Here is an 11458-nt window from a genome sequence, read left to right as displayed (position 1 = left end):
GGGGCAGGAGCGGCGGCGGGCGCCGCGGCAGCGGGCGCAGCGGGCGCGGCAGCCTGTTCGGCCATCGCGGCGGCCCAGTCGTCCTGCGGCTTCAGACCGTCGGCTTGCGTGGGCGGGTTGGCGCGGGATTGTTCGGCGAGCGCGTCGGCCCAGTCGTCGGCCGGGGACGAGCCAGTGCCGGGCTCGTTCTTGTCAGTCATGGTCAGAGGCCTCGTTGGGTTCTGTATCGTGGGTAAACAGGTTTTGTACGCGCAAGGCGTATTGGCCGTTGAAGACGCCGTAGCCGCATTCCATCAGCGGCACGCCGTCGACGTGGGCGATGACGGTTTCAGGCACGTCGACCGGAAGGACGTCGCCGACCTTCAGGCTCATCAGTTCGCGGATCGACGACGGGATGCGGGCAAATTCCGCGACCACGTCGATGTCCGCGCTGCGCACCTGGCGGGAAAGCTGCTGCGACCAGCGCTGATCCACTTCTTCGAGCGTCGTTTCCTGCAGCGGGCGCGTCAGCAGATCGCGCACCGGCTCGATCATGGAGTAGGGCAGGCAGATGTTCAGGTCGCCGCCGGTCGCGCCGAATTCGATGTGGAACGAGGAGACCACCACCACTTCGTTGTTGCCGGTGATGCTGGCGAACTTGGTGTGCATCTCCGAGCGGACGTATTCGAACTCGATCGGGTAGACGGGATCCCAGGACTTGCCGTAGCTTTCCAGGGTCAGGTTGAGCAGGCGCCGGATGATGCGCTGTTCGGTGGTGGTGAAGTCCCGGCCTTCGACGCGCGTGTGGTAGCGGCCATCGCCGCCGAACAGGCTGTCGATGACCAGGAACACCAGGTTCGGGTCGTACGTAAAAAGCGCCGTGCCGCGCAGCGGCTTCATCTGAATCATGTTCAGATTGCTGGGAACCGGCAGGTTGCGCTCGAAGTCCGCGTACTTCTGGATCTTGATCGAGCCGACGGTGATGTCGGCACTGCGGCGCATGAAGTTCAACAGCACGTTGCGCATGTTGCGCGCAAACCGCTCGTTGATGAGCTCCAGCGTCTGCATGCGGCGGCGCACGACACGCTCTGGCGAGCTCAGGTCGTAGGCACGCGCACCGCCGTTCTGGCCGTCGGATTCCTTTTTACTATCGCTCTCGCCGGTGACGCCGGCTAGCAGCGCATCGACTTCGTCCTGCGAAAGAAATGCCTCGTAGGCCATGCTTATTGCACCACGAACGCCGTGAACAGCACGTCGGTCACGTACTGGCCGTCAGGCAGGGGCGAGAAGGGGCGGTTCACCGCCTGCTTGATGGCCGTGATCATGTCGGTCTTGCCTTGCTGCGTCTGCACCGCGGTGGGCGATTGCGACGACAGCACCATCAGGATGCGGCTGCGCACTTCGGGCATGTACTTTTCCAGGCGCGTGCGGGTCTGTTCGTCGCTCACGCGCAGGGTCAGGCCGACGTGCATGATGCGTTCCGTGTCCGCGTTCTGCAGCGTGACGGTGAAGGCTTCGATCGGCACGAAGATCGGCGCGGGCACGGCGATCGGGGTGGCAGACGGCGCGACGAAGGTCGTCGGCGTGGCCTGCGGGCCTTGGCCGGGCTGGCCTTGCACACCGCCGGCCTGACCGGGCTGACCCGGCTGGCCGGGTTGGCCGCCAGGCACCTGGCCCACGCCAAGCTGCACCGGAGCGCCGCCTTGCGGTTGCTGCAGACGCTGCGTGATGAACCAGGTCGCGCCGGCGCTGGCCGCGGCAACCAGCAGCAGCACCAGGATCGCCAGCAGCGGCCGAAGGATGCGGCCAATGCCGCCGGAGGACTTCGCGTCGCGCGCCGGCGCGGGAATGGGTTTGATTGTCGCCATCTGGAGTTCGATGCGTGTTTGCCGCTGGTGAAAACGGATTCTTAGTGGATGAAAGCATTCTGCCCGAATTCACGCCGCCGCTTGGAGGCGAAAAACAGGGCGAAAGCCGCGTATCTCAAGCTATTGCTGCACTGCCCGCATCCGTTGCCGGACACGGGCCGCCGGATCATTACGCGAACGTGTCGACCAATGCGTTGGCGTTGCGCGACGCCGTCACTGCGGGCTGCGCGGCATCTGGCCCGCTGTCCGCCACGGCGACGCCGCCGCCTTGCTGACGCTGCGAGCCGTTGCCGTTCTGTTGCGCGAATTCCTGCTGCGCGGCTTGTTCACCCACGCTGGTCTGGCCCAGCGAAATGCCGGCCTGGGCGAGCGCCTGCTGCAACTGCGGAATGGCGACTTCGATCGCCTGGCGTACCGACGCATGCGCCGACACGAACGAGGCGCTGGCCACGCCGTCCGCCAGGTTCAGGCTGACGCGCAGCGGACCGAGGTCCGGCGGATCCAGCCGCAGTTCGGCGGTCTGCATGCCCTGGCGCACGTTGTTGCTCATCATGACCATCTGCTGGCCAAGTTCGGTGCCCCAGTGGGTGGCACCGACCGGCGTGGCCACTTGCATGACGACGGGAACGATGGGCTGCGCTATGGCGGCCTGGTTGACGACCGGCAGCGCCTGGCGTTGCGCGGCGGCGGCCAGCGCGTGGGCCAGCGCTTCCTGCGGATTGGCGCCATGCTGCGGCGCCTGGAATTGCGGGGCCGAGCCGGCCAGCAGGTCGGGCTGCTCTTCGTCGGCAACGTGGGCGGGCAGCGCCGGAGCGGCGTCCTTCTGGTCGGCGGGCACGTCGCGCGCGACGCGCGGCAGCGGCAGGTCCAGGGCGGCCTTCGGGGCGTCGGCCTTGACCGTTGCCTTGGCGTCGACGGACGCCTGGGCAACCGGCGCGGAGCCCGGCTTGACGGCGGCAGTGACGACCGGCAGCGCGGCTTCGGCTTCGCGAGCGATCTGCGCGGCGGCGGCCTGCGCCTGACCGGCGGTCGCGGCTGCCGGTGTCTGCTGAGCTGCCTGCGGCGCCAGCGTGTCGGCGGCGTTCAGCGCGGCCGTCAGCACGGCGGCGCCCTGATTCATGGCGGTGGCGGTGGCAGCCGCATTGCCGCGCGCGAGCTGCACCTGCTCGGCGGCCTGGGCCGCAATCTCCAATGCCTGTTGCGGCAGGTCAGAGGCGGCCACCGGCTGTTGTGCGGCGACGGCGAGCGCGCCGGCCTCGGCCTGGGCGGCGGTCTGCACCGCATCATTGATGGCGCCGGCGGCTGCGCCTTCGGCCGTGCTGGCCGGATCGCTGGCTTTGCCGTCCTTGGACGGCGTCTTGCTGTTGCCGTTCGCGGGCCGTGCGTCGGCGGACTGGTTGGGCTGCTGCTGCGCCGGACGCTTTTGCGCCAGCACGTCCGAAAACGAGGGGCCTTTATCTTTCTTGTTTGCGGCAGCCGGTTTGGCGCCGAGCGCGTCGTTGGGCGACGCCGGGGCGGCCGGTGCGAGCAAGGTCAAGGGCAGGGGAGCGGTCATCTGGGGCTTCCTGTGAGGAACTGCTTAATGCATGCCGCTGGCCTGGCGCTGGACCAGGCGGGCGGAGTATTCGTCGTTGGCGCGCTGTTCGCGGCGCGATTCCACGAGGGCCTGGGCGCGCTGCTCGCGCTGCGCCAGGGCATCGTAGGAGTTGAGCTTGCGCTTTTCCTGCTGCCAGTAGAGTTGGCCCTTGGACAGGTTTTCCTCGGCCTGGCGCAGCACGCCTTGCTGCTGGCCGATCGCGTCGTCCAGCGTGCCGATGAAGCGCTGATAGTTGTGGCAGTCGCTGGCCGCCATGCCGCTCGTCATCGCCGTCTGAAGGCGCTCGAGGTAGTCCTGGCGGTAGTCGTGCAGCATGGAAAGCTGGCGCTGCGCATTGCTGCGTTCGGCGGTCAGCCGGCCCAGCAGGCGCGCGGCTTCGTCCGTGCTCTCCTTGGCCAGGTTGATCAGCATGTCCAGAGGCAGTTGGCTAGGCATAGGTGTCCCGTGATTCGAAACTGGCTCGCAATTGATTGACGGCGTCTTCGTAGCCGACGTTCTCGCCGATGTCCTGCTGCAGGAAGGCTTCCAGGCGCGGGTAGCGCGCGATGGCGTCGTCCAGCTGCGGGTCGTTGCCGGCGGCGTAGGCGCCGACGGCGATGAGGTCGCGATTGCGCTGGTAGCGCGACAGGCTTTGCTTGAAGCGGCGCACGATCGAGAACTGCTGCGGCGTGATGAGCGAAGTCATTGCCCGCGAGATCGACGCTTCGATGTCGATGGCGGGGTAGTGACCCGATTCGGCCAGGTGCCGCGACAGCACGACGTGACCGTCCAGAATGGCGCGCGCCGAGTCGGCGATCGGGTCCTGCTGGTCGTCGCCTTCGGCCAGCACGGTATAGAACGCCGTGATGGACCCGGCCTTGCCGGAGGGACCGGGCGCGCCCATGCCCGCGCGTTCCACCAGCGTGGGCAGCTTGGCAAACACCGACGGCGGATAGCCCTTGGTGGCGGGCGGTTCGCCGATGGCCAGCGCGATTTCCCGTTGCGCCATTGCGTAGCGGGTCAGCGAGTCCATGATCAGCAGCACGTCCAGGCCCTGGTCACGGAAATGCTCGGCCAGGCGCGTCGCATAGGCGGCGCCCTGCAGGCGCAGCAGCGCCGACACGTCGGCCGGTGCGGCCACGACGACCGAGCGCGCCAGGCCTTCGGGACCCAGGTTGTGCTCGATGAATTCCTTGACTTCGCGGCCCCGCTCGCCGATCAGTCCGACGACGATGACGTCGGCCTTGGTGTAGCGGGCCATCATGCCCAGCAGCACCGATTTACCCACGCCGGATCCTGCGAACAGACCCATGCGCTGGCCGCGGCCGACGGTCAGCAGACCGTTGATGGCGCGCACGCCGGTGTCCAGCACCGTATCGATGGGCGCGCGCGACAGCGGGTTGATCGGCTGGGCGGACAGGGGGGCCAGTTCGGCGCCCGTCAGCGGACCCAGTCCGTCCAGCGGGCGGCCGGCGCCATCCAGCACGCGGCCAAGCAGCGCGTTGCCGACGGGCAGGTGGCGGCCAAGCTGGGGCTTGGCGTTGCCGTTCAGTTCGGCCTTGCGCGGCAGCGGAATCTGGCGCTGCACGGGCGGTTCGCCGGGCACGACGCGCGCGCCGGGCGGCAGGCCGGAAATATCGGCCTGCGGCATCAGGTACAGCGTGTGGCCGTCAAAACCCACGACTTCGGCGTCGGCCCAATGGTCATGGCCGCGCGCGATCTCGATACGGGCGGCGGCGCCGACGGGCAGGCGCAGGCCGGTGGCGTGCAGCACCAGGCCCGTGGCCCGCGTGATCTTGCCGCTGACCAGCCACGGATCGGTGGACGCCGCGCGGATCGAGCCGATCTCAAGCTGCGTCTGCCAGCGGTCGAGCACGGGCGCGGTCGGCTTGGCCGCCGCGGAAGCGGCTGCGGCGCCCGCGAGGGGCGCCTGGCCGGATTGCTCGGAGGCCGGATTGCCGTTCACACCGGCTCCTCCCAGGTTGCGTTGCGGCCGAGCGAGGCGGCCACGCGGCGCCAGCGGGTCTGCAGGGTGGCGTCGATGTCGCCGAACGGCGTCTCGGCACGGCAGCCGCCGCGCAGGATGGATTCATCGGCCAGCACGCGCCAATGGCCTTCTTTCAGTTCGTCGGCCAGGTGCAGGCGGATCAGTTCGATATCCTCCGGATTGGCCCACAGGCGCATCTGGCCGCCGGCCGTCGGATTGATGTGCAGAACGTCGCGAACTGCGTTCACCACTGTCTCGGGCTGTTCCGCGAGGGTGGTGCGGACCACTTGCTGGGCGATGTCCAGGGCCAGCGTCAAGAGGCTCTGGCCCATCTTTTCTTCCAGCGCGCCAATCGACACCGCGCAGGCTTCGACCAGCGTGTGCAGGCGTTGCGCTTCGGCGGCGCCCTGTTCGCGACCCTGGGCTAGGCCTTCCGCATGACCGGCTTCGCGGCCGGCGGCAAGGCCGGCCTCGTAGCCCGCCTGCTGGCCGGCTTCCATGCCCGCGGCGTGACCGCGCGCCAAGCCTTCTTCGTGACCTTCCGCGATGGCCTGGGCGCGCAACTGCGCCATCACCACGGCGGGATCGGGACCCGGATCGGGTTCGGGCTCGGGTTCGACTTCGACGGGCGCCGGCTCGTCGAACGACAGCATCTGCCAGCGACGCCAGGCGGCGCTGCGCGAGATGAGCGTCGCCGCGCCGTTGTCCGCTTCAGACATACGCGTCGTCTCCGGAATTGCCCAGCACGATCTGGCCGCTTTCCGCGAGGCGGCGCGCGATCTGCAGGATCTTCTTCTGTTCGGTCTCGACCTTCGACATGCGGATCGGACCCTGGGCTTCCAGGTCCTCGCGCAGCATTTCGGCCGCACGGCTGGACATGTTGCGCAGGAACTTGGCGCGCAGCTCTTCCTGGGCGCCCTTGAGCGCGACCATGAGCGTGTCGTTGTCGATTTCCTTGAGGATGAGCTGGATGGCGCGGTCCTCGACGTCGAGCAGGTTGTCGAAGACGAACATCTCGTCGATGATCTTCTGCGCCAGGTCGTTGTCGCGTTCGCGCAGGCTGGCGACCACGGTCTCTTCCTGCGTCGAGTTCATCATGTTCAGGATCTCGGCCGCGGTGCGCACGCCGCCCATCTTGCTGCGCTTGGCGCCCTGGCCGGCCAGCACGGAATTCAGCACTTCCGTCAGCTCGGACAGCGCCGCCGGCTGCACGCCGCCGAACGTGGCGATACGCAGCATCACGTCGTTGCGCAAGCGGTCGGTCAGCAGGGCCAGCACGCCGGCCGCGCGGTCGCGCTCCAGGTGAACCAGGATGGTCGCGATGATCTGCGGGTGCTCGTCGCCGATCAGTTCGGCCACGGTGTTCGGATCCAGCCAGTTCAGCGCATCGATGCCGCTGCCGCCGTCGCCGGCTTCCAGAATGTCTTCGATCAGGCCGGCGGCGCGATCGCTGCCCAGCGCCTTGGTCAGCACGCTGCGGATGTAGTCGTCCGAGCCCAGCGTCACGGCCATGAACTGGTCGGCTTCCAGGCGGAACTCCTCCAGCACGACGGCGACGTCGTTGCGCGTGACCTGTTTCAGGCTGGCCATCGCGGCGCCGACCTGCTGGACTTCTCGGGCGCTCAGGTACTTGAACACTTCAGCCGCGGCGTCTTCGCCCAGCGACATCATCAGGACGGCGCTGCGCGTCATGCCGTCCATCGGCAGGGAATCATTTTTCATCTTTGGTCATCCAGGTGCGCAGGACCATCGCGACGGCGCGCGGATCCTTGTTGGCCATGGTGCGTGCGCGCTCAAGGTTGTCCTGATAGCGGTCGGTTTCCTTGGCGCGGGCCAGGTCCTGCGCTTCGCGGGCGGCTTCGGCGCGCTCGGCTTCGGCCTGCTCCGGATCCACCGGCGGGTACAGGTACTCGGTGACCGAGCGGCGAATCTTGCGGTACAGCCACAGGGCCAGGACGCCACCGACCAGCCAGAGCAGGATCGTCTTGAACAGCGAGATCATTTCCGGATCGCGCCACATCGGCAGGGGCGGCGGGCCGTCGTTGAACTGGCTGTTGACCAGGTTGAGCGAGTCGCCGCGGCCTTCGGAATAGCCCATGGCTTCGCGCACCAGGTTGGTCAGCTTGTTCAGTTCCTCGGGCGGCAGGGCCTGCAATTCGCCGTCCTTGTCGCGCACGTAGTTCACGACCACGGCCACCGACATGCGCTTGAGGTTGCCCGTCGGCTGCTTGATGTGGCTGATGGTGCGGTCGACTTCGTAGTTCGTCGTCGCGTCGCGGCGTTCGTTCAGGTTGGCGGCGGCAGCCTGGGTGCCGGTCTGTTGCTGCTGTTGTTGCTGCTGCTGCGCGTTGGCCTGCGGCGGCTGGCCGGGACGGGGCGGCTGTTGCTGCGGCGGATTGGCGATGGGCGCCTGCGCGTTGGCGGGGGCCTGGTTCGACAGCGCGCCGGGCACGCCCTGAGCGGGGCCGACGCCGCGCTGCGTGGAATCGCTGGTCTGCTGGCTGCGCACGGCGGCCTGGCCAGGTTCCTGGTTGGGACGATAGACCTCGGACGTTTCCTCGCGGCGCGAGAAGTCGACGTCCGCCGTGGCCTGGGCGTGCACGTTGCCGGGGCCGACCAGGGGATTCAGGATGGTGAGGATGCGTTCGACGGTACGCTGCTCGATCTCGCGCACGAAGCGAAGCTGATCGGCGTCCATGCCGCGGCCTTCACCCAGCGGGGAGGACAGCAGGCGGCCGTTCTGGTCGACGATGGACACGCTTTCGGCGGTCAGTTCCGGCACGCTGGAAGCCACCAGCCACGAGATCGCGGAGACCTGGGCGTCGCTCAGGCTGCGGCCCGGGTACAGGTTCAGCAGCACGGAGGCGGTGGGCGCCTGGCGCTCGCGCACGAACAGCGACTGGCGCGGCATGGCCAGGTGGACGCGGGCGTGCTGCACGGTGTGCATGGCTTCGATCGAACGGGCCAGCTCGCCCTCCAGACCGCGCTGGTAGTTGATCTGTTCGGCAAACTGGCTGGCGCCGAAGCGGGCGTTGTCCATCAGCTCGAAGCCGACGGAACCGCCGCGCGGCAAGCCTTGCGATGCAAGCTGCAGCCGGGCGTCATAGACGCGGTCGGCCGGCACGAGCAGCGCGGTGCCGTTTTCGTTGTAGCGGTAGGGCACGTTCATCGAGCCCAGGGCGGTCACGATGGCGCCGCCATCGCGGTCGTCCAGGTTCGAGAACAGCACCTTGTATTTCGGTTCGCTGCTCCACATGGCCACGGCGACGATCACCGCGACGAGGGCTGCGGCGGCGCCGATCAGGACGGGCTTGGGAAGCGCACGGACCCGTTCCAGCACGGGGAACTTGGCCAGAAGCGACGAGCTCAGGGTAGCCTGCTGATTCATTGACGGCTCCCGCTGGCTTCGCGGAGCAGGGAAAATGACTTCATGTCTGGGTAGGGCCGATTACACATGCAACGTGCTTCTGGTCTGGGGAGAGCGTGGATTATTGCCCCTGAGACAGCAATCCCAATCGATGAAAACAGCCGTTTTTTGGCGTTACTTAAGCCCTATGTCGATGACGAGGCGCAAAGCGGGGCCGTATCCCCGGCAAGGGGTGTCCGCATTCGTTGAAATGTCGGGTTTTTTGGCGGTTCTTGTCGGCTATGGACCGGTCCGATCGGCGTTACGCTGCGTGTGCACTTTGGCGTAATCCCCCACCAGCAAGGAATAGGTAATGGCTGTATCAGGCTTGTCCGGCATCGAAGGCATGCTCCAGCAGATGCGCGCGGTCGTGAGCAAGGCGGAGACCGGTAATCTGGGCGCCGGCGACGCCGTGGCGCAACCCGACGGTTTTGCCGCGGAACTGCAGCGCTCCATCCGTCGCGTGACCGCCGCGCAGAACGCGGCCAGCAATCAGGCCAAGGCCTTCGAGCTGGGCGCTCCCGATATTTCCTTGAACGACGTCATGATCGACCTGCAGAAGGCAAGCCTTGGCTTCCAGACGGCTGTCCAGGTGCGCAACAAGCTGGTGGCGGCCTACAAGGAAATCTCGTCGATGGCCGTGTAAGGCCCACGACTTGTACAAAGGCCTTCCCGCGGGAAGGCCTTTTGCGTTTCAGTCGCGTCCTTTGGGTTGCGCCTTCCGGCAGCGCGCCGTCAGTTGCGCTGCGCGCCTTTCTCCAGGCGCCACACCACCTGCTGCAGCCAGTTCTCCTGGCGCGCGTTCAGGTTCATGAACAGCGCGCCCACATGGCTGACCGGCGGCTCGCCCGTCAGCGACACGTGCTTGGGCGCTTCGCCGTCGCTGCTGCCTTCGGCCGAGGCCATGGGCTGCCCCGATACCGGATAGATGTTGCGCACTTCCAGGTCGGCGCTCAGTTTGCCAAGTTCGCCGAAATCCAGCTCAACGTCTTCCATCACCGCGCCGCGCTCGGGCAGCTCGCCCACCGCCAGACCCACGCGCAAGCCCACGCCGTCCACCGAGATGTCGCGCACGGTAAAGCCCACGGGCTTGTCCGCGGGCGCCGGTTGCCACGTGGCCAGACAGCGGCTGGCGCTGGAGATCATCGAGGCGCGGAACATCCTGCGGCGCTGGATGCGGGCAAGGCGATCAGGGAAGGGCGACATCAGCGCCGCGCTGCCGTCATCGAAATGGATGACTTCCGGGCGCTGGATGCGGAAGCGGATCTGCACGCCGCCATAGGCGGTGGCATTGAAGTGGAAGGTCGTGCCGCTGAGCAGACCCATGCTGTCGGACTGTTCAAAGTCCGCGCCGTCGTAGTCGCGCGGCCGCCAGAAGAACTGGCGGGTCTGCTTGTCGGCGCCCAGGATCAGCACGGCGATCTCCCGGTCCGCGGCGTCGCGCACCAGGATGTGGCTGTCGGGGTGCGTCAGCTCGAAGAGCGCTGAGCGCATGTCTTCCGGCCGGGTCAGCAGGAATTCCGGATCGGCGGCATCCAACACGGTGATCGTCCTTAGGTAGAGATTTCGGGCCGCGCGGCCTGGGGGATGTCGCGCGATTCCAGGCGGTACAGCCAGGCGAGCAATTCTGCCACCGCGACATAGAGTTGGGGAGGAATATGTGCGTCCAGGTCGACCTGCATGAGCAGACCCACCAGTTCGCGCGATTCGTGCACGTACAGCCCGTTTTCCTCGGCCGCCCGGACGATCGTGTCCGCCAACTGGCCATAGCCCTTGGCGACCACGCGCGGCGCGCCGTCGCTTTCGTCGTACGAAATGGCGACCGCCGCGTTACGGTTGGCGTTCGGGCCGGCGTCCGCGGGGGAGGGAGGGGTGTTCATCAGAAATCGTTGGGGATGACGAGACGGGGTTCAACCACGTTCACGGTCAGATTGCTCAGGGTCAGCCCGGCGGCCAACAGGCGCGAGCGTAGCATGTCCGACGAATCGTTGATCTCGGCCGCGCTGTGCGGCGCAATCAGCTGCAGCACGATCTGGTCTCCGGCCAGGTTCAGGCGGGCGTCGACCAGGCCCAGGCGCGGCAGGTCCAGCTTCACGCGCGTGGCCCAGGTCGGCACGGCCGATTCGCGGTCCTCGCCGTAGGGGTCGCGCTCGACTTCCCACTCCATCGGGGTGCCGGGCCAGGCTTCGCCTTGCCAGTTCAGTGTCTGGTTGGCCAGCACGTCCAGTTGCTGGCGCACCAGCACGGTCAGATCCTGATGGATGCCGGTGATCGGCGCGCCGGGCGTGGATGATGAAGACGACGTTCCCGAGGCCGAGGGCGCATCCGCGCCGGCACCCGAGCGGCTGGCGCCGGCGGCTTCGCCGCGGCTGCGCGCCTGGGTGCTGGCGTGCGCGGCGGTGTCGCGCGACATCCTGGCCTGGGGTTCGTTTTCCAGTGTGGCCGGGTTCTTGCGCCCGAAGACCATGTCGGTCAGGTGCGATTCGTAAAAGAGCCCGCTGGTCTGCAGGGCAGTGCGCAACGCCTGGCCCAGCGCGCGGGCGGACGGGCCGCCTGCGGCCAGCGAGGCATGCGTTGCGGCTTCGGCCCCTTTCGCGGCACCGGCCTGGCCCGCCGGGTGCCCGGCGCCCGGCTTGGCGTTG

At 67.6% G+C, this 11458-nt stretch carries 12 protein-coding genes and 1 pseudogene; 1 reads left to right on the top strand and 12 read right to left on the bottom strand.

Going from position 1 to position 11458, the window contains the following annotated elements; genetic code table 11:
• The 9 genes and pseudogenes from HV681_RS27535 to fliF form a co-directional block, all read right to left on the bottom strand.
• Window positions 1–200: pseudogene (locus tag HV681_RS27535) on the bottom strand (flagellar motor switch protein FliN); the annotation flags it as partial.
• Window positions 193–1200 carry a flagellar motor switch protein FliM gene (gene fliM / locus HV681_RS27530; RefSeq protein ID WP_175126262.1) on the bottom strand — a complete coding sequence of 336 codons (1008 nt, stop codon included), beginning with the start codon at window positions 1198–1200 and terminating at the stop codon, window positions 193–195. The pseudogene HV681_RS27535 and the gene fliM, both read right to left, overlap by 8 nt.
• Window positions 1201–1202: 2 nt before the next feature.
• Window positions 1203–1847, bottom strand: a complete 645-nt coding sequence (gene fliL, locus HV681_RS27525) for a flagellar basal body-associated protein FliL (protein WP_175126261.1) — start codon at window positions 1845–1847, stop codon at window positions 1203–1205.
• A 169-nt stretch (window positions 1848–2016) separates the two neighbouring features.
• Window positions 2017–3402 (bottom strand): flagellar hook-length control protein FliK, encoded by a 1386-nt coding sequence (locus HV681_RS27520; RefSeq protein ID WP_175126260.1) that lies wholly within the window; start codon window positions 3400–3402, stop codon window positions 2017–2019.
• A gap of 24 nt (window positions 3403–3426) precedes the next feature.
• On the bottom strand, window positions 3427–3879 hold the full coding sequence (fliJ, locus tag HV681_RS27515) for a flagellar export protein FliJ (protein ID WP_175126259.1): 453 nt from the start codon (window positions 3877–3879) through the stop codon (window positions 3427–3429).
• On the bottom strand, window positions 3872–5299 hold the full coding sequence (fliI, locus tag HV681_RS27510) for a flagellar protein export ATPase FliI (protein WP_056318674.1): 1428 nt from the start codon (window positions 5297–5299) through the stop codon (window positions 3872–3874). Before fliI ends, fliJ begins: the two co-directional genes overlap by 8 nt.
• Window positions 5300–5385: 86 nt before the next feature.
• On the bottom strand, window positions 5386–6129 hold the full coding sequence (gene fliH, locus HV681_RS27505) for a flagellar assembly protein FliH (RefSeq protein ID WP_175126258.1): 744 nt from the start codon (window positions 6127–6129) through the stop codon (window positions 5386–5388).
• Window positions 6122–7132: a flagellar motor switch protein FliG gene (gene fliG, locus HV681_RS27500; RefSeq protein WP_175126257.1), complete on the bottom strand. Its 1011-nt coding sequence runs from the start codon at window positions 7130–7132 to the stop codon at window positions 6122–6124. Before fliG ends, fliH begins: the two co-directional genes overlap by 8 nt.
• Window positions 7122–8798: a flagellar basal-body MS-ring/collar protein FliF gene (gene fliF, locus HV681_RS27495; protein ID WP_175126256.1), complete on the bottom strand. Its 1677-nt coding sequence runs from the start codon at window positions 8796–8798 to the stop codon at window positions 7122–7124. The genes fliG and fliF overlap by 11 nt, the downstream gene beginning before the upstream one ends.
• A gap of 331 nt (window positions 8799–9129) precedes the next feature.
• Here fliF and fliE point away from each other — a divergent pair, with 331 nt between their 5' ends.
• Entirely contained in the window at window positions 9130–9462 is a 333-nt protein-coding gene (gene fliE, locus HV681_RS27490; RefSeq protein ID WP_175126255.1) for a flagellar hook-basal body complex protein FliE, read from the top strand.
• An 89-nt stretch (window positions 9463–9551) separates the two neighbouring features.
• On the opposite strand, the gene HV681_RS27485 is transcribed toward fliE, so the two are convergent.
• The 3 genes from HV681_RS27485 to fliK all read right to left on the bottom strand — a co-directional run.
• Complete coding sequence (locus tag HV681_RS27485) at window positions 9552–10355, bottom strand: flagellar brake protein (protein WP_175126264.1); 804 nt, start codon at window positions 10353–10355, stop codon at window positions 9552–9554.
• Window positions 10356–10369: 14 nt separating this feature from the next.
• The gene (locus tag HV681_RS27480) at window positions 10370–10696 is read right to left on the bottom strand and encodes an EscU/YscU/HrcU family type III secretion system export apparatus switch protein (RefSeq protein ID WP_175126254.1); all 327 of its coding nucleotides are present in this window, start codon (window positions 10694–10696) and stop codon (window positions 10370–10372) included.
• A partial coding sequence (gene fliK / locus HV681_RS27475) for a flagellar hook-length control protein FliK (RefSeq protein ID WP_254595080.1) occupies window positions 10696–11458 on the bottom strand: 763 nt, incomplete at its 5' end. The genes fliK and HV681_RS27480, both read right to left, overlap by 1 nt.

It is taken from the genome of Achromobacter animicus (assembly GCF_902859585.1).
Taxonomy (GTDB): Bacteria; Pseudomonadota; Gammaproteobacteria; order Burkholderiales; family Burkholderiaceae_B; genus Achromobacter; species Achromobacter animicus.
This window is presented reverse-complemented; position numbering and strand designations above follow the sequence as displayed.